Origin of the sequence: Massiliimicrobium timonense (assembly GCF_042850985.1) — a bacterium.
In the GTDB taxonomy this organism is placed as follows: Bacteria; Bacillota_I; Bacilli_A; order Erysipelotrichales; family Coprobacillaceae; genus Allocoprobacillus.
Map to the genome: position 1 here is coordinate 777,690 of NZ_AP031415.1, position 22,394 is coordinate 800,083.

The 22,394-nt window shown below is 32.8% G+C and carries 21 protein-coding genes and 1 riboswitch; of the genes, 18 read left to right on the top strand and 3 right to left on the bottom strand.

Translation table 11 applies throughout. From position 1 onward, the window contains the following. The first annotated feature begins 98 nt into the window (after positions 1-98). From ACGHJ8_RS04010 to ACGHJ8_RS04020, 3 genes are all read left to right on the top strand, one after another. Positions 99-1,535, top strand: coding sequence for a 6-phospho-beta-glucosidase (locus ACGHJ8_RS04010; RefSeq protein WP_390541818.1), 1,437 nt, complete (start codon positions 99-101; stop codon positions 1,533-1,535). 190 nt (positions 1,536-1,725) lie between these two features. Continuing rightward, a complete protein-coding gene (locus tag ACGHJ8_RS04015) occupies positions 1,726-2,697 on the top strand; it encodes an Rpn family recombination-promoting nuclease/putative transposase (RefSeq protein WP_390541820.1) in 972 nt (323 codons plus the stop codon). 114 nt (positions 2,698-2,811) lie between these two features. Then, positions 2,812-3,105 (top strand): DUF4351 domain-containing protein, encoded by a 294-nt coding sequence (locus tag ACGHJ8_RS04020; protein ID WP_390541822.1) that lies wholly within the window; start codon positions 2,812-2,814, stop codon positions 3,103-3,105. Positions 3,106-3,117: 12 nt separating this feature from the next. Here the strand turns inward: ACGHJ8_RS04020 and ACGHJ8_RS04025 are convergent, their stop codons facing one another. Beyond that, entirely contained in the window at positions 3,118-4,455 is a 1,338-nt protein-coding gene (locus ACGHJ8_RS04025; RefSeq protein ID WP_390541824.1) for an MATE family efflux transporter, read from the bottom strand. A gap of 10 nt (positions 4,456-4,465) precedes the next feature. Continuing rightward, positions 4,466-5,005 (bottom strand): TetR/AcrR family transcriptional regulator, encoded by a 540-nt coding sequence (locus ACGHJ8_RS04030; RefSeq protein WP_390541826.1) that lies wholly within the window; start codon positions 5,003-5,005, stop codon positions 4,466-4,468. 164 nt (positions 5,006-5,169) lie between these two features. Between ACGHJ8_RS04030 and ACGHJ8_RS04035 the strand changes: the two genes are divergently transcribed. From ACGHJ8_RS04035 to ACGHJ8_RS04055, 5 genes are all read left to right on the top strand, one after another. After that, positions 5,170-5,436: a DUF2624 family protein gene (locus tag ACGHJ8_RS04035; protein WP_087358126.1), complete on the top strand. Its 267-nt coding sequence runs from the start codon at positions 5,170-5,172 to the stop codon at positions 5,434-5,436. A 71-nt stretch (positions 5,437-5,507) separates the two neighbouring features. Then, a complete protein-coding gene (locus ACGHJ8_RS04040; RefSeq protein ID WP_087358175.1) occupies positions 5,508-6,488 on the top strand; it encodes an asparaginase in 981 nt (326 codons plus the stop codon). After that, positions 6,478-7,353: a DMT family transporter gene (locus ACGHJ8_RS04045; RefSeq protein ID WP_390541829.1), complete on the top strand. Its 876-nt coding sequence runs from the start codon at positions 6,478-6,480 to the stop codon at positions 7,351-7,353. The genes ACGHJ8_RS04040 and ACGHJ8_RS04045 overlap by 11 nt, the downstream gene beginning before the upstream one ends. Then, positions 7,353-7,910, top strand: coding sequence for a uridine kinase (locus ACGHJ8_RS04050; RefSeq protein WP_390541831.1), 558 nt, complete (start codon positions 7,353-7,355; stop codon positions 7,908-7,910). Before ACGHJ8_RS04045 ends, ACGHJ8_RS04050 begins: the two co-directional genes overlap by 1 nt. 29 nt (positions 7,911-7,939) lie before the next feature. Next, on the top strand, positions 7,940-8,347 hold the full coding sequence (locus ACGHJ8_RS04055) for a hypothetical protein (protein ID WP_087358129.1): 408 nt from the start codon (positions 7,940-7,942) through the stop codon (positions 8,345-8,347). Here ACGHJ8_RS04055 and ACGHJ8_RS04060 read toward each other — a convergent pair. Further along, positions 8,329-8,925 carry an ATP-dependent Clp protease proteolytic subunit gene (locus ACGHJ8_RS04060; protein WP_087358130.1) on the bottom strand — a complete coding sequence of 199 codons (597 nt, stop codon included), beginning with the start codon at positions 8,923-8,925 and terminating at the stop codon, positions 8,329-8,331. The genes ACGHJ8_RS04055 and ACGHJ8_RS04060 overlap by 19 nt on opposite strands. Before the next feature lie 221 nt (positions 8,926-9,146). On the opposite strand from ACGHJ8_RS04060, the gene gap reads away from it, so the two are divergent. From gap to ACGHJ8_RS04110, 10 genes are all read left to right on the top strand, one after another. Further along, positions 9,147-10,163 (top strand): type I glyceraldehyde-3-phosphate dehydrogenase, encoded by a 1,017-nt coding sequence (gap, locus tag ACGHJ8_RS04065; RefSeq protein WP_087358131.1) that lies wholly within the window; start codon positions 9,147-9,149, stop codon positions 10,161-10,163. Between the two features lie 162 nt (positions 10,164-10,325). Beyond that, entirely contained in the window at positions 10,326-11,105 is a 780-nt protein-coding gene (locus ACGHJ8_RS04070) for a ZIP family metal transporter (protein WP_087358132.1), read from the top strand. 43 nt (positions 11,106-11,148) lie between these two features. Then, on the top strand, positions 11,149-11,517 hold the full coding sequence (locus ACGHJ8_RS04075) for a metal-dependent transcriptional regulator (RefSeq protein ID WP_390541834.1): 369 nt from the start codon (positions 11,149-11,151) through the stop codon (positions 11,515-11,517). An 88-nt stretch (positions 11,518-11,605) separates the two neighbouring features. Then, positions 11,606-13,039, top strand: a complete 1,434-nt coding sequence (locus ACGHJ8_RS04080; protein ID WP_211965305.1) for a S41 family peptidase — start codon at positions 11,606-11,608, stop codon at positions 13,037-13,039. Positions 13,040-13,051: 12 nt separating this feature from the next. Next, entirely contained in the window at positions 13,052-15,028 is a 1,977-nt protein-coding gene (gene uvrB / locus ACGHJ8_RS04085; protein ID WP_087358135.1) for an excinuclease ABC subunit UvrB, read from the top strand. After that, positions 15,025-16,368, top strand: a complete 1,344-nt coding sequence (locus ACGHJ8_RS04090; RefSeq protein WP_390541837.1) for a CCA tRNA nucleotidyltransferase — start codon at positions 15,025-15,027, stop codon at positions 16,366-16,368. The genes uvrB and ACGHJ8_RS04090 overlap by 4 nt, the downstream gene beginning before the upstream one ends. Beyond that, positions 16,355-19,180 carry an excinuclease ABC subunit UvrA gene (gene uvrA / locus ACGHJ8_RS04095; RefSeq protein ID WP_390541839.1) on the top strand — a complete coding sequence of 942 codons (2,826 nt, stop codon included), beginning with the start codon at positions 16,355-16,357 and terminating at the stop codon, positions 19,178-19,180. The genes ACGHJ8_RS04090 and uvrA overlap by 14 nt, the downstream gene beginning before the upstream one ends. A 10-nt stretch (positions 19,181-19,190) precedes the next feature. Beyond that, positions 19,191-20,126 carry an HPr(Ser) kinase/phosphatase gene (gene hprK / locus ACGHJ8_RS04100; RefSeq protein WP_390541841.1) on the top strand — a complete coding sequence of 312 codons (936 nt, stop codon included), beginning with the start codon at positions 19,191-19,193 and terminating at the stop codon, positions 20,124-20,126. Next, positions 20,123-20,932, top strand: a complete 810-nt coding sequence (gene lgt, locus ACGHJ8_RS04105; RefSeq protein ID WP_390541843.1) for a prolipoprotein diacylglyceryl transferase — start codon at positions 20,123-20,125, stop codon at positions 20,930-20,932. The genes hprK and lgt overlap by 4 nt, the downstream gene beginning before the upstream one ends. Positions 20,933-21,021: 89 nt before the next feature. Then, positions 21,022-22,083, top strand: a complete 1,062-nt coding sequence (locus ACGHJ8_RS04110) for a GTP pyrophosphokinase family protein (protein ID WP_390541845.1) — start codon at positions 21,022-21,024, stop codon at positions 22,081-22,083. Between the two features lie 91 nt (positions 22,084-22,174). Beyond that, a riboswitch (Lysine riboswitch) is annotated at positions 22,175-22,344 on the top strand. The last annotated feature ends 50 nt before the right edge of the window (positions 22,345-22,394 follow it).

Here is a 22,394-nt window from a genome sequence, read left to right on the forward strand (position 1 = left end):
TCTGTAATTGTTTCAATTTTAAATATAATAGAAATATATTATTGTTCATTTAAAGTGAATTTTATATAATAAATTTATAAGTATAAAGGAGGCGTAATATGGTTTTAAGTAAAGATTTTTTATGGGGTGGTGCTTTAGCTGCCCATCAATTTGAAGGTGGTGTTCTTGAAACATCTAAGGGTTTAAGTGTTGCTGATGTAATGACTGCTGGAGCACATGGTGTTCCTAGAGTGATTACTGATGGTGTGATTGAAGGTAACTATTATCCTAATCATGTTGGGATTGACTTCTATCATCACTACAAGGAAGATATTGCTATGTTTGCGGATATGGGCTTTAAATGTTTTAGAACATCTATCGCATGGACACGTATCTTTCCATTAGGTGATGAAGATGAACCCAATGAAGAAGGATTACAGTTCTATGATGATGTGTTTGATGAATTATTGAAATATGGTATTGAACCCGTTATTACATTATCTCATTTTGAAATGCCCTATCATTTAGCTAAAGAATATGGTGGATTCATGAACAGAAAGACTATTGATTTCTTTGTGAAGTTTGCAAAAGTCTGCTTTGAAAGATATAAAGATAAAGTCAAATACTGGATGACTTTCAATGAAATTAACAATCAGATGAATTACAAGAATGATATCTTTGGATGGACAAACAGTGGAGTTCATTTTGGAAATTATGATAATCCAGAAGAAGCGATGTATAAATGCGCTCATCATACTCTTATTGCCAGTGCACTAGCTGTCAAAGCAGGTAAAGAAATTAATCCTAATTTCAAGATTGGAAACATGATAGCAATGGTTCCTATTTATCCATATTCATGTCGTCCTGCTGATATGGTATTATCAACACAAATGATGCATGATCGCTGGTTCTTCTGTGATGTACAAGTGAGAGGACATTATCCAGCATATGCATTGAAGATGTTTGAAAGAAAAGGATTTGATATTGATATAACAGAAGAAGATAAAAAAATCTTGTCAGAAGGAACAGTGGATTATATTGGATTTAGTTATTATATGACAAATACTGTTGATTCTACAGCACATAAAGATGTTTCTACTGCAACTGATGGTTCAAGTGAATACAGTGTAGAAAACCCATATATCAAAGTATCTGACTGGGGATGGGCAATTGATCCAGAAGGGTTAAGATATGCTTTGAATATTTTCTATGAAAGATATGAAAAACCATTATTTATTGTAGAAAATGGATTTGGCGCAATCGACGTTAAAGAAGCGGATGGAAGCTGTCATGATCCATATCGCATTGATTATTTAAGAGCCCATATTCAGGAGATGAAGAAAGCAGTTGAAGAAGATGGTGTAGATTTAATGGGATATACACCATGGGGATGTATTGACTGTGTATCATTTACAACAGGAGAAATGAAGAAGCGTTATGGATTTATCTATGTCGATAGAGATAATGAAGGACATGGAACGTTAGAAAGAAGCAAAAAAGATTCTTATGACTGGTATAAGAAAGTGATTGCTTCTAATGGTGAAGATTTAGATTAAAACATGAAGAAGGAATGAATTTCCTTCTTTTTTTTGTTTTGATAAATTTAAAAAAATTTGAAATAAAAAAAATGAAGTCTTTTTTGCGTATATATAAATTAGGGAGGGAAATAAAAATTTACAAATATTTACTTATAGCAAATATAATGATATAATTTTTATAGACCTTCCTAAGGGAGGAACATGAATAATGTCTGTTTTAAAGAAAGATCATGTTATGAGGGATTTTTTTGGACATCCGGGTCATTTTGCTGATTTTTTAAATGTTTTATTTTTTGATGGACAAAAGGTCGTTGATGCTTCATACCTGTTTCCATACCAAAATGATAAAACTTATGCAGATTATCATTTTTCAATCGAAAAAAGAAATGATATCACAATGAAATGGGATACAGGATTCTGGCAGGTTCTTATTAGCATGGAAGCACAAAGTCAATCAGATTATACAATGACTTCGAGAATTTTATTGTATGATGCTCTTAATTATGCTTTGCAGGATAAGCATCAAAAAGGTTGTCGTTTCATGCTTGTTATAAGTTTAGTGTTGTATCATGGTGAAGGAAAATGGAAAGCTTTGACATCATTAATGGATCGTATTGAAGCACCAGAATATCTTAAAAGACTAGGTAATGATTGGAAAATAAAGGTTGTTGATCTTAAAGAATTGGATTATCATCTTTTTAGAAATCAGGAGAACAGGCAGCTGATCAAGGGGTTACAATTGATCTGGAAAAAGAATGTAGCAGGGCTTCAAAACATGGTTGTTACAAAGGAAGTTGCTAAGGTATTGGCAACTTTAACGGGGCAGGAAGAATTGGTTGAAATTATTGAAAAGGAAGGTGAAGAAAAAGTGGAAATGTATTCATTGTGGAAGGATGCCATTCATATAGGAATGGAAGATGGTAGAAAAAAAGGGAAAGAAGAAGGAATTAAAACAGGACGTGAAGCAGGAATTAAAGAAGGAATGAAAGAAGGAATTAAAACAGGGCGTAGAGAAGGACAACAGATGTTGATTCTTCATTTACTGCAAAATGTACTTGGACAGTTGACACCAGAAATCAAAAAACGTATTCAACAATGTGATGAACATATGTTGCAGGTTATAGGTATGCATATTCATCAAATACATAATGAACAAGATGTTTTAAAACTTTTGATGTGAGTTGTTGCATAGTGATTTTATCTGATATGGATAAAGGAAATGATGTTTAAGTATTCTTTACTTGCAAGAAGATGGGGTATTTTGGATAATGAGTTGTTAAAAGGAAGATGAAAAATGGAAATGTATTCATTATGGAAAGATGCCATTCATATAGGAATGGAAGATGGTAGAAAAAAGGGGAAAGAAGAAGGAATTAAAACAGGACGTAGAGAAGGACAACAGATGTTGATTCTTCATTTACTGCAAAATGTACTTGGACAGTTGACACCAGAAATCAAAAAACGTATTCAACAATGTGATGAACGCGTGTTGCAGATTATAGGTATGCATATTCATCAAATACATAATGAACAAGATGTCTTTAAGTTGCTTATAACATGCTATAAAAACAATAAAGAAAGGGTTTAAAAAATCCTTTCTTTATTGTTGCTGATTCTCTAACCAATTTTCTTTTTTTATACCATAAATAATGCCAATAGCATCAGCTAAGAACCAGCCAATAGGGATAGCCCACCAAATTGCTACCGTTCCCCATATTGGCGCAAAAGCATAAGCTAAAACAACACGTGTTCCTAAAGAAGCAATTGTCAAAACAACAGAAATACCCGGTTTTCCAATCCCACGATAATAACCATAAAGTAAAAATAAACATCCAATACCTAAATAACACATACCTTCAATTTGCAAATATTGTACACCTTGACGGATAATTTCTACTTCTTCTGGATGAATAAAAATAAGCATCAATGTGGGAGCAAATATATAGACAATCAATGAAATCAACAAACAAAAAATTCCCGAAATAATAACAGCGGATTTTAATCCTTTTTGAATACGTTGTTGTTGATGAGCACCTTGATTTTGAGCGATAAAAGTAGAAAAAGCATTACCAAAATCTTGTACAGGCATATATGCAAAAGAGTCAATTTTTACAGCTGCAGCAAAAGCAGACATAGTGATGACACCAAAACTATTGACTAATCCCTGAATCATTAAAATACCAAAATTCATAACAGATTGTTGAATACATGTGAGGAGAGAGTAATCTTTAATTTTCATAAAAATATCATAGTCAAAATAACAATGCTGACGTGCTGGTAAAAGATCTTTTTGTTTTATAAAAACATAAATCATAATACCAAAGCCACTGACACCTTGAGCAATGATGGTTGCCAGAGCTGCACCACCAACACCCATATGAAATGATACAATCAAATAAACATCTAAAAAGATATTAATTAAAGTTGCCACAGCAAGAAAATAAAGAGGAACTCTTGAATTACCTAAAGCTCTTAATAAAGATGCAAAATAGTTATAAAGAAAAGTAAAAAAGAAACCAATAAAAATAATAAAAAGATAATCATAGCTTTGTTGATAAATATCCTGAGGAATATTCATGAAATGAAGAATAGGGTGGATACAAAGTAGACAAAGTATTTCTAATAAAATAGAAAACACAGCAATACCAATAAAAGAAATAAAAAAAGATGTTTTCATTTTATCTATTTGTTGACCACCATAGTACATTGAAAATAAAATACCACTTCCCATACATAATCCTAAAATAATAGATGTTAAAAAAGTCATTAAAGTAAAAGAAGATCCAACAGCGGCTAAAGCATCAGAACCTAAAAATTGTCCTACAATAAATGTATCAGCAACATTATAGAACTGTTGTAATAAATTTCCTATAATCATAGGAATAGAAAATAAAATTAATGATTTTGTAATAGAACCCTGTGTTAATTGATTATTCATAAAAAAACTCCTACAAATTCTCTGTAATCAATGTAGACAATGTTTGTGCATACTCATCCATAGATTCAAAATTCCCTTTTTGCAGCCATTCCCTTAATAACATCATAAAGCCACCAATGAATATATGAAGTCTTCTTTTGGTTTCTGGAGAAAGAGAAAACTCCTGTTGTAATTCTTGAATCATTGCATCTCTAATTTCATTATAAAATTCAAATGTAAAATCCTGATTAGATAAAATACAGTATGTTTCATAGTCATTCTTTAAAATATCTAAAATTTTCATTAATAATGTATTGAGCTGTTCAACTAATGTCAGCTTATGATTTTTACGTGTAAAATATAAAATCTGTTCAATGAATTCACGTTGAAAACTCTCTAGTAAATCCTTTGTATCTAAATAATGGGCATAGAATGTCCCACGACTAATATTGGCTTCATGAACAATATCAGTGACTGTCACTTTGCTGGCAGGTTTTTCTTTTAAAAGATCAATAAAAGCTTTTTTTATTAATAATTTTGAACGTGTTGCGTTACGATATTCAGTTCTCATTCAAATCCCCTCCTTCAATATTGGACAGTTTGAACCAATGTGTCTAATATTGTATAAATCATGAATATGTGTACATTGTATACATATTTTAAATCTATTATAATATATTTAAATAAGAAAAGTATATAAGAATTTTGTAATATACGTCAAAAGGAGGAATGCTTATGATGAATTTTTATCGCTTGAACCATCGTCTACAACAGATGACTTTAAAGATTTTAAAGAATCTTTGTCATCGTCATGATATTGTGATTGAAGATGGTGATTTAAAGATTATTTTACATTTAATCAAAGATAATCCTCATACTGTCTTAAATGATGAGTATACTCCTATTTTGTTATCAGAGATTTCACAAAAAACAAGTCAAAAAACATGTTTAAGTTTTAAACCTCTGTTAGATCAAAGTTATTTACTTAAGGAGATTGAATAGCCACGTTTGGTGGCTTTTTTTGTTGTTTCATGAAAAAGAAAATGCTAAAATGTGCAATGGGTGAAGGAAATATGAAAACAATTGCAATTGTAGCAACAGGAGGAACAATTGCTGGTAGGGGACAGATAGGAAAAGCTGTTGCCTATCATGCAGGTGAAATGGATGTCAATGAAATTATTCAATCCATTCCCATGTTGAATCAAGTTGCACATATTAAAGAATATCAGTTAATGAATGTTGATAGTAATGAAATGACACCACAGCGATGGCTTGTTTTATCTCAAAAAATTAATGAACTTGTAAGACAAGATGATATTGATGGTATCGTTGTCACTCATGGAACAGATACTTTAGATGAAACGGCTTATTTTTTAACCTTAACTTTACATACATCTAAACCTGTTGTTGTTACAGGGGCGATGCGACCAGCTACAGCGACTAGTGCAGATGGACCTTATAATTTATATCAGGCTGTTTGTCTGGCTGCTCATGATGAAGCAAGAAATCAAGGTGTTATGGGACTTTTTTCAAGTACAATATTTTCTGGTAGAGATATCCAAAAGGTGAATAACTATAAAGTCGATGCTTTTGAACAAAAAGCTTTCGGATGTTTAGGCTATATGCAAGATCATGAGGTTCATTTCTTTTCTAAAACATTTAAAAAGCACACCATACATTCCTTATTCTCATCATTTGATTATCATGATTTACCAGCAGTAGGAATTGCTTACTTTTATGCTGGAGCAAGTCATGAAATTCTTTATTCTTTGGCTTTGAATCATCAGGGAATCATTTTAACGGGTTCAGGAAGTGGAAATTACAGTCAAGACTGGTTACATGCTATTGAGGACTTATCAAAGCAAGGTATTATATTTGTACGTTGTTCACGAGTTTCACAAGGAATTGTTTTTGATGATGAAGTTTTTGATCCCCATCATCTTTGTATTCCAGGTAATACATTAACACCACAAAAAGCGAGAGTCTTATTGATGTTAGCTCTCACATATACTCATGATTTAGACAAAATAAAGGAGTTATTTAATGAATACTAAACAAAAAGGAATCATCTTTACAATGATTGCGACGATTTTATTTGGCATCACACCAGCAGTTGGAAAATTAACTTATGCAATGGGTAATAATGGTGTTCAACTGGCTTTTTTAAGACATCTTTTTGTATTGCCACTTTTTTTCATTATTGTTATTTATCAAGGGCAATCTTTTCGATTGAACAAATCACAATGGCTGGATGTTTTTAAAGTAGGTTTTTTTGGTAATACATTAACAATTGTGATGTTATATTCTTCTTATGAATATATTGGTGTAGGAAGTGCTACAGTTTTACATTTTTTATATCCACTTTTTGTTGTTTGTATGAATTTTGTTTTGTATCATCAAAAATTAAATAAACAACAATTATGTTGTCTGGTCTTAGCTATTATTGGAATCTTTTGTTTTATGGACTCATCTTCATCATCCTTGATGGGCGCTTTATTAGCAATTTTATCCGGTGTCTTTTTTGCATACTATATGGTAGGAATGGACCATTCTTCGATTCGTTATATGAGTCCGTATGTTTTTAATTTTTATCTTGTTTTGATGAATTCCATTGTTATTTTTATTTTGGCTTTCTTACTTGGACGTATAACAATATTACCCATCCAAGCGTATATTCTTTCGGGAGTTGTGGCAGTTTTAACATCTTTAGTTGGTGTTGTTTTACTTCAAAAAGGTATTTATTGTTTAGGGGCTTCTTTGACAGCTATTTTATCGACATTAGAACCTATCACAAGCATTGTTGTGGGGGTTGTCTGGTTGAATGAAAGTTTAACATTATTAAAGATTATTGGTTGTATTCTTGTTTTATTCTCTACTTTTATATTAGTTAAAGCTCAAAATCAACAGGAGGATATTTAATGATATTAGAAGAACTTATTCATGATTTATCTCAACAATCGTCATTTCTACTAGCTATTGATGGCATGAGTGGAAGTGGGAAAACAACTTTAGCTCATCATTTGGCACAGAAATTTCATGCGCAAGTTTTTCATATGGATGATTTCTTTTTGCCATTAGAAATGCGTACACCTGAAAGATTACAGCAATCGGGCGGAAATGTTCATTATGAGCGTTTTTTAGAAACTGTTTTAAAGCCTCTTTCTTGTCAGCAGGATGTTGATTATCAGCCCTTTGATTGTCAAGCGATGACTTTGAAAAAGAGTGAACATAAATCTTATTGCCCTTTTTGTATTGTTGAGGGTAGCTATGCTTTGCATCCCAGTCTGCAATCTTATTATACTCATGCAGTTGTGTTAAAAATATCAGCCGATACACAAAAAGAACGTTTGTTAAAGCGAAATCCAGAAAAAATAGAGATGTTTATCAATAAGTGGATACCACTTGAAAATCAATATTTTCAAGCTTTTGATCTTTTTGGTCAGTATCCTGTTTTAGATGCAACACATATTTTTTAATTCCCTGCATAGTATGTAGGGGTGATAAAGTGATTTTAAATGAAGAAGAAGTACAAACAGGGTTATCGTTTGTTTTAAAAGATGTTTTTAAAAAATATGATATTGTGATGCAGGAAATGCATATCAAATTAGCTGATGAAAAACTATTGATGAATGCTGTTCTATTGTATAATCAATATCATGTAGATGTTGTTTGTGATTTTCAAATACAATATGAAAATCAAAGTTTTATTTTTAAAAATATTCATGGCAAAATAGAATACCTGTTTTTACAATTTCCAATTATAAGTTTTTTGAAATCATTTTTGAAAGATTCACATATAATCTTTCAAGACAATCAAATTCAATATCAAATAGCTTTACCTATTCAACAAATGCATATGGGAGAAGGATATTTATCTATTCTATTAAAAAACAATCAAAGTGTTTCACTTTGATTGTTTTTTAAAACTTCATCAATCAAACCGTATTCTAAAGCATCATAAGCATTCATGAAATAATCACGATCAGTATCTTTTTTGATACGACGTAAGGATTGAGATGTCATTTGCGATAGCAGACGGTTTAATTTGTCTTTTTGTTTTAAGATATGACGTGTAGAAATTTCTATATCACTGGCTTGACCTTGTGCTCCACCTAGTGGTTGATGAATCATGATTTCACTATTTTCTAAAGCATAACGTTTTCCTTTTTTTCCAGCTGCTAATAAAAAAGCACCCATACTTGCTGCTAAACCAATACTAATTGTTGATACATCACATTTGATAAAGTTCATTGTATCAAAAATGGCTAATCCAGCTGATACACTACCACCTGGTGAATGAATATACATATCAATATCAGCCTGTTGATCAAGGGATTCTAAATATAACAGCTGACTAACAATAGAACTGGCCATTTCATCATTGATTTCACCGCAAAGCATAATAATACGATCTTCCAGCAATCTGGAAAAAATATCATAGGCATACTCCTTAGAATTCTTTTTTAATATCACTGTGGGTATAAAATGCATAAAGTTACCTCCATAATTCATTATAGAGAAATTTGTGTTGGATTATTCATAGAAAATTGATTTTTTCTTGTGTTAATATTGAGTTAAGCAAAGTTAAAAAACAAGAAAAGATTTTCGCTCTTGTGAAAAAATTTATATAAAGCGTACAACTTTTATTGATTTATTTGGGTTTGTGGACTATAATATAGACATAAATTATTAGTAAGGAGGATGTCATAAAAATGGCAGTAAAAGTAGCAATTAACGGTTTTGGACGTATTGGACGTCTAGCATTCAGACAAATGTTTGGAGCTGAAGGATATGAAGTAGTTGCAATCAACGACTTAACAGATCCTAAAATGTTAGCACATTTATTAAAATATGATTCAGCTCAAGGTAAATATGCTTTAGCTGATACAGTAGAAGCTAAAGAATCTTCAATCGTAGTAGATGGAAAAGAAATCGAAATCTACAAAGAAGCAGATGCTTCTAAATTACCTTGGGGAGAATTAGGAGTAGATGTAGTATTAGAATGTACAGGTTTCTATACTTCTAAAGCTAAATCTCAAGCTCATATTGATGCAGGAGCTAAAAAAGTTGTTATTTCTGCACCAGCTGGAAATGATTTACCAACTGTTGTATTTGGTGTAAACGAAGGAACATTAACTGCTGATGATACAATCATTTCAGCTGCATCTTGTACAACTAACTGTTTAGCACCTATGGCTAACGCATTAAACAAATTAGCACCAATCAAATCTGGTATCATGTTAACAGTACATGCTTATACTGGTGACCAAATGGTATTAGATGGACCTCATAGAAAAGGTGACTTAAGAAGAGCACGTGCTGCTGCAGTCAATATCGTGCCTAACTCAACTGGAGCTGCTAAAGCTATCGGTTTAGTTATCCCTGAATTAAATGGAAAATTAATCGGTTCTGCTCAACGTGTACCTGTTCCTACAGGATCTACAACTATCTTAACTTCAGTTGTTGAAGGTGAAGTTACTGTAGAACAAGTTAACGAAGCTATGAAAGCAGCTGTAACTCCATCATTTGGATACACTGAAGAACCATTAGTATCTTCAGATATTATTGGAATGACTTATGGTTCATTATTTGATGCAACTCAAACTATGGTTAAAGCATTAGATAACGGAACTACTGAAGTTCAAACTGTTGCTTGGTATGACAACGAAAATTCTTATACTTCTAACATGGTTAGAACTATTAAATATTTCGCTGAATTAACTAAATAATTTAGAAACTTCTTGGGAGTACATTGTATTCCCAAGATTTTTTTATGTCAAAAGATGATTTGAGTCTTTTAACAAATGTATGTCAGATATTTTTTATCATATATTTTGAAAGATAAAATGATATATAGTAAGATAATGCCTAAAGAAAAGAGGTGTTAAAACATGAATACATCTGTTTTGATTGGTATTATGATCCCATTTATTGGGACAACATTAGGTGCGGCCTGTGTTTTCTTTATGAAACAAAAAATGGATAATCGTGTTCAAAAAGTTCTGCTGGGATTTGCTTCTGGAGTGATGATTGCTGCTTCAGTCTGGTCACTTTTGATTCCAGCTTTAGATATGTCAGCAAGTTTAGGAAAATTATCTTTTATACCTGCGGCAGTTGGTTTTTTATTGGGAATTTTCTTTCTATTATTTTTAGATCGTACTATTCCACATATGCATTTGGATCATCAGGTAGAAGGAAAGAAATCTCACTTGCAACGTACAACAATGTTAATTTTAGCAGTCACAATGCATAATTTTCCTGAAGGGATGGCAGTTGGAGTTGTTTTTGCAGGAGCCTTGATGGGAAATAGTGATGTTTCTATTGCTGGAGCAATTGCCTTATCATTGGGTATTGCGATACAGAATTTTCCAGAAGGGGCTATTATTTCTATGCCGTTAAAAAGTGAAGGAGTGTCTAAAGGAAAAGCCTTTATGTATGGTACTTTATCAGGTATTGTTGAACCTATGGGCGCTATATTAACGATTGTCCTGTCACAGTTTTTTGTGCCGATCTTGCCTTATCTGTTATCTTTTTCCGCTGGCGCAATGGCATATGTCGTTGTAGAAGAGCTGATTCCTGAAGGTTCACAAGGTACACATTCAAATATTGCGACAATTGGCTTTGCGATTGGTTTTGTTATCATGATGATATTAGATGTAGCATTAGGCTGATGAGTTGTGCTATAATGATATAAATTGATATGAGGTGACAAAAATGGACTTGCATGAATCAGGTGAAATGTATTTAGAAACGATTTTAATTTTAAAGAAACAAAATGAATATGTCCGTTCTATTGATATTGCACATACCATGGATTTTTCTAAACCAAGCGTATCACGTGCAATCAAACTTTTAAAAGAATCTCAATTGATTGTTGTAGATGATAAGGGATATATTGATTTTACTGATGAAGGACGTCGTATTGCAGAAAAAGTATATAATCGTCATCAGATTTTAACGGCTTTTTTGATTTCTATTGGTGTAAGCGATAAACAAGCTGAAGATGATGCTTGTCGTATTGAACATATTATTAGTGATGAAACACAACAATGTATTCAAAATTTTTTAAAGAAGCAGTCTTAGGATTGCTTTTCTTTGTTTCAAGAAAATAGTGGCTTGTGAGTTAAAAAAATGATGAATCTATGGTAGAATAAGAAAATGAGGTGGAAATATGGATGATTTTCAGTTTGAGTATGATCAAAAAAAGAAAACAAGATTAAAAAAAGGACCTATATGTGTTCTTATGTGTATCATATGTTTAATGATAGGTGGAGTTGCTGGCTATTTTATACATGGCTTTCAAATGAGTTATCATCACGATGAGAGTGATATTTATAATGAAATTGCTCAAATTATTGAAAGTGATTTTTTGGATACCAGTGATTCCAAAATGAGTTTGCAGGAACGTATGCTAAGTGGTATGGTTTTAGCTTTAGGAGATCCTTATTCTTCTTATTTATCATTAGAACAATCACAATCTTTAAATGCATCTATTAATGGGACATTTGAAGGTATTGGTATTACTTTTACAATGGTTGATGATGGGGCTATTGTTTTAGATGTTTATCAAGATACACCTGCTAAAAAAGCAGGAATTTTAAGTGGTGATATCATCACTCATATTGAAGGAACATCTATTGCAGGATATAGTTCTGATAAAGTCAAAGAAATGATTCAAGGGGAAAAGCAGAGTCAAGTCAAGTTACGTTTGTTGAGAAATGGAAAAATTCATGAAGTGACAGCAGTTCGCCAAAATGTGGATACTTCTGTTGCTTCTTCCATTATGACAATCAATCATCAATCAGTTGGTTATTTGCGTATTGTGACTTTTGGTGAGAATATAAGTGAAAATATAGAAAAGATTTTGCAGGAGATGAAGGCACAGAATGTTGAAAAAATCATTATTGATTTAAGAGATAATAGTGGTGGTTATTTAAATGCGGCACAAGAAATTTTAGACTTGTTTATACCTAAAGGGCAGATTCTTTTCTCTTTGGAAGATAAGGATGGAGAGAGTAAAGAATATAAAGCGACAAGTCGGGAAAAATATGTTTTTGAACAGGGTTATATATTTGTCAATGATCAAACAGCAAGTGCTTCAGAAGTATTGAGTGCTGGATTAAAGGAAAACTTGGGTTATCTTCTGGTTGGGGAAACAACTTATGGAAAAGGGGTTGCGCAAACACAGGTGACTCTCTCTCAATCAGCAGTTTTAAAATATACTCATGAAAAATGGTTGACACCACATGGGACATGGATTAATGGAACAGGGTTAAAACCGGATTATGAGGTTAGTACAACAAGTATTCAAGATTTTCATTTTGGTGAAATGACAACATCTTATCAATATGATGATGTTGATGATAATATTCAATATATGCAAGAAATGTTGAAAGCATTAGGGTATCCTGTAGAACGGCAGGATGGATATTTTTCAAAACAAACAACAAAAGCCTTACAGGCATTTGAAAAAGATTATCATTTAACACAGGATGGTGTGTATTCTACCAATGACCGATTTATTTTATTGAGTGCTTTAACTTATCATTTATATCAAGAAAAAGAGGATGCTTATTTACAAAAAATGAATCAATTGATTCAATAGGAGGTGATAAGAATGGAAAAATTTAAATTGGTTTCGCAGTACTCTCCAATGGGAGATCAGCCTACAGCTATTAAGCAACTTGTCGAAGGTATACGAGCTGGTAAAAAAGAACAGGTTTTATTAGGGGGAACAGGAACGGGAAAAACTTTTACCGTTTCTAATGTGATTGCACAGGTGAATAAACCGACACTGGTTCTGGCTCATAATAAAACTTTGGCAGGGCAGCTGTATTCGGAATTGAAAGAGTTTTTTCCGGAAAATCGTGTAGAGTATTTTGTTTCTAATTTCGATTTTTATCAGCCAGAGGCTTATATTCCTAAAAGTGATACTTATATTGATAAAAATGCAAAGACAAATTATGAAATTGAAATGTTACGTTCCGCAGCAATGAATTCTTTGTTAGAAAGAAGGGATACCATTGTTGTGGCTTCAGTGGCTTCAATTTATGGATTGGGAAATCCAGAACAATATCGTGAAATGATTTTTTCTTTACGTGTAGGACAAGAGATTGATCGTCGTGAACTGTTGACTTATCTTGTTGATCGTCAATATCAAAGAAATGATATTGAACAGTCTAAAGGAACTTTCAGAGTACGTGGAGATGTTATTGAAATTGTACCCGGACATACAGAAAGCTGGTTGATTCGTATTGAACTGTTTGGGGATGAAGTAGAAGGAATCAGTGAGGTTGATCCTTTAACAGGAAAGGTTTTAGGACGTTATAAAACATATACGATTTATCCAGCATATGGTTATGTGACGAAAAAAGAACAGATGTTACGCGCCTGTGACACGATTTCAGAGGAATTAAAGGAGCGTCTACAATATTTTAAAGATGCGATGAAACCTTTGGAATATGAACGTCTTGATCAACGTACCAGACATGATATTGAGATGTTAAGAGAAGTAGGAATGTGTCCCGGTATTGAAAACTATTCTCGTCATATTGATGGACGTCTGGCAGGACAGCGACCTTATACACTGATTGATTATTTTCCAGATGATTTCTTGATGATTATTGATGAGAGTCATGTGATGTTACCACAGGTGAGAGGGATGTTTAATGGGGATCGCAGTCGAAAAGAAACGTTGGTTGAATATGGTTTTCGTTTACCAAGTGCTTTGGATAATCGACCATTGCGCTTTGAAGAATTTGAAGATATTATTCATCAAGTCATCTATGTTTCAGCAACACCGGGTGATTATGAATTAGAAAAAACTCATGGAGAATATGCTGAACAGATTATTCGACCAACAGGATTATTAGATCCAATTATTGATGTTCGTCCAACAAAAAATCAGATTGATGATTTGATTGATGAAATTCATGAACGTATTGAAAAAAATGAACGTGTGCTTATTACAACACTGACAAAACGTATGGCTGAGGATTTAAGTGCCTATTTAAAAGAAGTAGGGTTAAAGGTGGCTTATTTACATTCAGATACGAAGACTTTAGAAAGAACGGAAATTCTAAGAGATTTAAGACTTGGTAAATATGATGTTTTAGTAGGTATCAACTTATTAAGAGAAGGTTTAGATTTGCCAGAAGTTTCACTTGTCTGTATTTTGGATGCTGATAAAGAAGGTTTTTTAAGAAGTGAACGTTCTTTGATTCAGACGATTGGTCGTGCGGCTAGAAATGCGAATGGAAAGGTTATTATGTATGGAGATCATATAACAGAATCTATGCAAAAAGCAATTGATGAAACCAATCGTCGTCGTCAGATTCAAGAAGCTTATAATAAGGAACATCATATTATTCCACAAACAATTCATAAGGAAATTCATGATTTGATTCAAGGAAAGGAAACAATGGAGGAAGCTTCATCGTTGCTTCAAAAAGGTAAGAAAGCGACAAAACAGGCGAAAAAGAAATTGATTGATGATTTAGAAAAAGAAATGAAAGAAGCGGCGAAAGTTCTTGACTTTGAACGTGCAATGGAATTAAGAGATATTATTTTAGAACTTAAAGGTGAAAAATCATGAAAATAGATGTTCTCGCAAAAACTGTTTTTGATGATATTATAAGTCATGGTGGTCAAGTTTATATTGTAGGCGGATCAGTGCGTGATGATGTCCTGGGATGTCAGGATCTTCATGATATAGATGTAGAAGTTTATCATATTTCATATCAACAACTTTGTGATATTTTACAAAAATATGGGCAAGTCAATACTTTTGGTCAGTCTTTTGCGATTGTTCAATTGGATACTTTACCTCATTATGATTTTGCTTTACCACGTCAAGAAAAGAAAACAGGTGTCAAACATCAAGATTTTGAAACAATGATTGATCAAAATTTACCAATAGAAAAAGCCATTTTAAGACGTGATTTAACGATTAATGCTTTAATGTATGATTATCAACAAAAAAAGATTATTGATTTATGTCATGGTTTAGATGATATCAAACATCATATCATCCGTTGTGTTGATGCTTCACGTTTTATTGAAGATCCATTACGTGTTTTAAGAGTGGCTCGTTTTGTCGCAAAGCTACAATTTCAAGTCGATAGCCAAACTAAAGAGCTTTGTCGACAAATGGTTTCTCAACATATGTTAGATCATTTGTCTGTTGAAAGAATTTATCAAGAATATTGTCAAATCCTTATGACAGACATGCCTTCACTTGGATTTCAGTTTTTAAAAGAAATCGGGGCCTTACCACCTTATTTACAAGCCCTCACAACAACGCATCAACGCTTAGATTATCATCCTGAAGGTGATGTCTTTACGCATACCATGCTAGTCATTGATGTAGCTAGTCATGTCAAGCAAAAAACTGATCATCCTTTATGGTTTATGTGGGCATGTTTATTACATGATATTGGTAAGCCACTTGTCACAACAAGTGATGGTCATGCGCCATTACATAATGAAGCAGGTGTTCAAGTTTTTCATGGTGTGCCTTTGATTACTTCTAAAAAAGAAAGACAATATATTTCAACAATGATTATGTATCATATGCATTTAATGAATATGTCACGTCATCAAGCCAGAGATATATCTTATTTAAGGTTATTAAAGAAAATTGATGGGAAAGTTTCAATGAATGATTTGATTTATATCAGCTGTTGTGATAAGTTAGGTAGAGGAAAAGTTGCCCAAGAACAATATGATGCTTTTTGGACTTTTATTCAGGATAAACAACAGCGCTTAGGGTGCCAGGCGATACCTGCTTTGATAGATGGTCATGATTTGATTGAATATGGTTTCCATAATCATCAATGTTTTAAAGATATGCTGGAAGAAGCTTATGATTTACAGTTACAGGGTTATAGTAAGGAAAAGATATTAAGGAGTTTGAAAAAGTATGAACAAAGATAAAATTATTATCAAAGGTGCAAGAGTAAATAATTTAAAAAATATAAATGTTGAAATTCCACGTGATCAATTGGTAATTATGACGGGATTATCAGGGAGTGGAAAAACCTCTTTAGCCTTTGATACGATTTATGCCGAAGGACAAAGACGCTATGTAGAATCTTTAAGTGCCTATGCCAGACAATTTTTAGGTGGAATTGAAAAACCGGATGTCGATAGTATTGATGGTTTATCTCCTGCCATTGCGATTGATCAGAAAACAACTTCTAACAATCCACGTTCAACAGTTGGAACGGTGACAGAGATTTTTGATTATTTAAGACTCCTTTATGCCAGAGTTGGTCATGCTTATTGTCCAACTCATCATGTTTTGATTGAATCACAGACGATTAAGCAGATGGTAGATACCATTGATCAGTATGAAGATGGCACAAAATTACAAGTTTTGGCAAGAATGTGTCGTAATCAAAAAGGAACGCATAAGGATTTATTTGAACAGCTTGTTAAAGATGGATTTTTGCGTGTCAAAGTGGATGGAGAAATGCGTCTTTTAGATGAAGATATTGTTTTGGATAAAAATAAAAAACATAATATTGATGTTGTGGTGGATCGTATTATTAAAAAAGAAGGATATCGTTCACGTTTGGCTGATTCTTTAGAAACAGGATTAAAATTAACAGGGGGAGAAGTAATTGTTGAAAACTTGAATGAAAAAACAGAAAAGCTTTTTTCTCAACATTTGGCTTGTCCTTATTGTGGATTTAGTGTTCCTAAATTAGAACCACGTTTATTTTCTTTTAATAACCCTTTAGGTGCTTGTCCAGATTGTAAAGGAATTGGTGTGAAAAATGAAGTTGATAATGATTTATTGATTCCAGACTGGTCATTAAGTATTAATCAAGGTGGTATTCGTTATTTTAAGACATCAGTAGGAACTGATCGTATTGAATGGCAGAGATTTCTGGTTTTATGTCGAGAATATCATATTGATTTAGATAAACCACTTAAAGATTTTAGTAAGAAAGAATTAGATATTATTTTATATGGTTCTGATAAACCTATTACATATACATTACAATCAAGTTCAGGTAATGTTTCTAAAACAACCAAACCTATTGAAGGTGTGAAAACATTGATTCAAAGACGTTATGAAGAAACAACATCGTCATGGTCTAAAGAATGGTATGCGTCATTTATGGCTGAACATACTTGTCCGACATGTCAAGGTAAACGTTTAAATGAACAGGTTTTAAGTGTTCAGGTAGGTGGTTTAAACATCAGTGAATTTACAGATATGTCCATTGAAAAAGCTTTGGACTTTGTACAGAACTTAAAACTGAATGAAACGGAAACAAATATTGCCAGATTAATCATCAAAGAAATCAAAGATCGCTTGACTTTCTTAAATGATGTCGGTTTAGGATATTTGACTTTATCCAGACGAGCAGGTGGTTTGTCTGGAGGAGAAGCGCAACGTATTCGTTTAGCAACACAGATTGGTTCACGTTTAACAGGTGTTCTTTATGTTTTAGATGAACCATCAATTGGTTTACATCAGAGGGATAATGAAAAGTTAATTAAAACGCTTTGCAATATGCGTGATTTAGGTAACAGTGTGATTGTTGTTGAACATGATGAAGATACGATGCGTGCTTCTGATTATATTATTGATATTGGTCCGGGAGCAGGTGTTCATGGTGGAGAAGTTGTGGCTGCTGGAACCCCAGAAGAAGTGATGAAGAATCCCAATTCTATTACTGGAAAATATCTTTCTGGTGAATATAAGATTCCAGTTCCTAAAAAACGTCGTAAAGGAAATGGCTTATTTGTAGAAGTCAAAGGGGCTAAGGAAAATAATTTGAAGAATATCAATGTGAAATTTCCATTAGGAAAATTTGTTTGTGTGACAGGTGTTTCAGGAAGTGGAAAGTCAACATTGGTTAATGAGATTTTATGTAAAGCGATGCGTGCCAAATTGTATCATTCTAAAGAAAAGCCCGGTAAACATAGAGAAATATTAGGACTGGAAAATGTTGATAAAGTGATTGAAGTGTCACAAGATCCTATTGGACGTACACCACGTTCCAATCCAGTCACTTATACAGGGGTCTTTGATGATATTCGTGAATTATTTGCGAAGACACCGGAAGCCAAAATGCGTGGATATGATAAAGGACGTTTTTCTTTCAATGTGAAAGGTGGGCGTTGTGAAGCTTGTCAAGGTGACGGGGTCAAACGTATCAGTATGCACTTTTTACCAGATGTCTATGTTCCATGTGAGGAATGTGGTGGTAAGCGTTATAATGAAGAAACTTTACAAGTTACATATAAGGATAAAACAATCTACGATGTTTTGGAAATGACGATTGAGGATTCATTGTCTTTCTTTGATAATTTACCTCGTATTCGTTCTAAATTACAAACAATCTATGATGTAGGGTTGGGTTATATTAAATTAGGACAAAGTGCAACAACATTGTCCGGTGGTGAAGCGCAGCGTGTGAAGCTTGCCAGTGAATTACAAAAGAAAGCAACAGGAAAAACAGTATATATTTTAGATGAACCAACGACTGGTTTACATAGTCATGATGTAGCACGTCTGATTGAAGTTTTAAATCGTATTGTTGAACAGGGTGATACTGTGATTGTGATTGAACATAATCTTGATGTGATTAAAGTTGCTGATCACATTATTGATTTAGGATTGGAAGGTGGCGACAATGGTGGTACAATTGTAGTATCAGGAACGCCAGAAAAAGTCGCAGCATGTCAAAAAAGTCATACAGGACGTTTCTTGAAAATGGTCTTAGAGTAGGAGGAAATACATGGGAAAGTCAGTGAAAATCAAAGATTTATTGAAACCAGCTTTATTTCATCAGATATCAGGTGATGAATCAGCTTTGGAAAGAGAAGTCTTTGTGCCAGAAATGAATCGACCAGGATTTGAATTGGCAGGATTTTTTAAACATACAGATTTTAGAAGAATTATATTATTTGGAGAAAAAGAAATTTCTTTCGTTAAAGAAATGAGCAAAGAATCACAACTTGCATGTTTTTCTAAACTGGCTAATGATGAAACACCTTGTATCATTATTGCGAAAGGGTATGAATGTCCAGAAATATTAAAAAATATAGCCATCAAAAGAAATTTTCCAATTTTTGAAACAACACAGGCGACAGGACGTGTTTCCATTGATTTAACAGGAACATTGGATGAAGCTTTAGCTGCTGAAACATTGATGCATGGAGTCTTTTTAAATATTTATGGTAAAGGTGTTGTGATTCGTGGTGATAGTGGTATTGGAAAATCAGAGATTGCTTTAGAGTTAATTAAACGTGGGCATTTTTTGATTGCTGATGATGCTGTAGAACTTTATCATATTGGTCAGGGAATTGTAGGTCGTGCTCCTGAAGTTTTACGCAATTTATTAGAAATCAGAGGTATCGGGGTTATTGATGTTTCTAAGATGTTTGGGGTCGCCTCAGTATTACCAAAAGATCATGTTGATTTAATTATTCAGTTGGAACGTTGGCTTCCATCACGTGAATATACAAGAATTGGTATGGAAGAAGATGACGTTATGGAAGAAATCTTGGGTATCCAAATTCCTAAGATTGTCGTGCCTGTGACTGGTGGAAGAAGTATGTCTGCTATTATAGAAGCAGCTGTGATGAATATGCAACTTAAAGATTCTGGATTTGATTCAAGTAAAGAATTTGTGAATCGTATTCTTGATAATATCAAAAATAAATCGTCATGACATTTTTTGAAGATTTTTCAACGTTTGTATCCATTGGACCGATTCACATTCAATGGTATGCGGTATGTATTCTCACAGGAGCTTGTATTGCCTATTTTCTAGGTCAATATCGCTTTAAGCAGTTAGGCTATGCTTCATCTATTCTATCTGATTATTTCTTTGCTTTATTGTTGATTGGTATTGCTGGAGCAAGAATCTGGTATGTTATTTTTACCTTTGATGAAATGTATGCTTCTCAACCATTAGAGATTTTTGCGATATGGCATGGCGGTTTAGCTATTCAAGGTGGAATCTTTGCAGGACTGATTTATAGTTATTATTTCTTTAAAAAGCATGATATTCCATTTTTACTGGCTGGTGACGCCATTATGCCTGGCGTATTGATTGCCCAGGCGCTTGGAAGATGGGGAAACTTTTTCAATCATGAAGCATATGGAGGAGAAGTTAGCTTATCATTTTTACAGTCTTTGCATCTTCCACAATTCATTATTGATAATATGTATATGAATGGGGCATATCATCATCCTACATTTTTATATGAATCAATGGGAAATATAATGGCTTTCTTGCTTATTGTGTTTGTGATTAGAAGATTTCAAAAACACCAGGGTGTTCAATTCTTTAGTTATTTCCTATTCTATGGTTTAGTGCGTTTCCCAGTTGAAGGATTACGTACAGATAGTCTTATGTTTGGACCAATTCGTATGGCTCAATTGATTTCAATTGCTTTTATTATAGCTGGTCTTATTGGAATCATTTATGTTCATTTAAAAGGAAAAGAAGTCCATTACATTGATATGAGTTAAATGTGGTATATAGCCACATTTTTTTCTTATGTGTTTTGTTCATGAATATTTCATATAAGGAGCGTATAATGAAAATATGAGGTGATTTTATGCATAACTCTGCAAAGAAAATTATTAAACAATATCATGATAATCAGGACGTTTATCGTTCTTTGAAACATGATATTGAAGATATTTTTACACGTATTATTGATACCCATCATTTTCGTATTTCTAATATGGCGATTAGGATTAAAAGCGAAGGCGCATTAATGAAAAAAATCACATATAAGAATAAATATACGGACATTCGTCAAATTACAGATGTTGTGGCTTGTCGTATTATTACTTTATTTGAAAATGATGTTGATCGTATTTATGATTGTGTAAAAGAAAATTTTGATATTGTAGAATATAATGATAAAAGAAAGAAAAATTATGATGATCGTATTGATTTTGGTTATAATTCTTTGCATCTGTTAATTAAATTTAATGATGAAAGATGTCAATTGATTGAGTATTCTGCGTATAAAGATATTATTTTTGAATTACAGATTCGTACGACATTACAACATTCATGGGCAGAAATAGAACATGGGCTAGGATACAAATCACAGTATGAAATTCCTAAAGATATTCGTAGACGATTAACACGTCTTTCAGCATCATTAGAATTGTTAGATGAAGAATTTGTACAGATTGCAAGAGAAGTCGATGAATATAATAAGGGTATTGTGCATATTGAAAAAGTTTTAAAAACAGATATCAATGCCAATTCATTGGCGCAATATGTCAATACATCACCACGCATTAATAATATTTTAGAAAAATTGCATACAGAATTTCAATTTCAGTTTGAAAGAGATTCAGAATTGATTTCACAATCTCGACTGGTTCAAAGATTCCATTATATGGGGTATACGTATATTAATGAATTGGATGATTTTGTAGAAAATCATATGAAAGAGATTGAATGGATTTCACGTGAACGTATTGAAAACAATAAAGAAAATCAAAAGATTAATATTTATAATGTTTTGGTTTGGATTTCACTTGTTATGTTAGCAAATGAAGGATCAGCAGATCCAGAGGATATCTTTACCAAAGAAAGTATAGAACGATTACAGACGTTAAAAGGAATTATTGAAGAAAAACAGATGACTATATCTTAAAAAAATCAGCAAGAATTCATATTTTTTTGTGAAAAAATGTGAAAAAAGTTGACAAGACATGAAAAAGAGTATAGCATAAAGAACGTAAAATAAAAGAATTAGAGGCAGCAGTGTATCAGAGTACCATTTGGAGTTGGCAAACGAAGAAGAATGGGAAAGGTAATCATTGCCGAAAGATAGATATTGGCAAATCTCTATCTTGGGGTTATGGGAAATACTCATAACACTCCTTCATGAAAATGAAGAGGCGCTATTAATATGGTCATTAAAGTCGTGTTAATAGCACGGCTTTTATTTTATGTGTATATAGA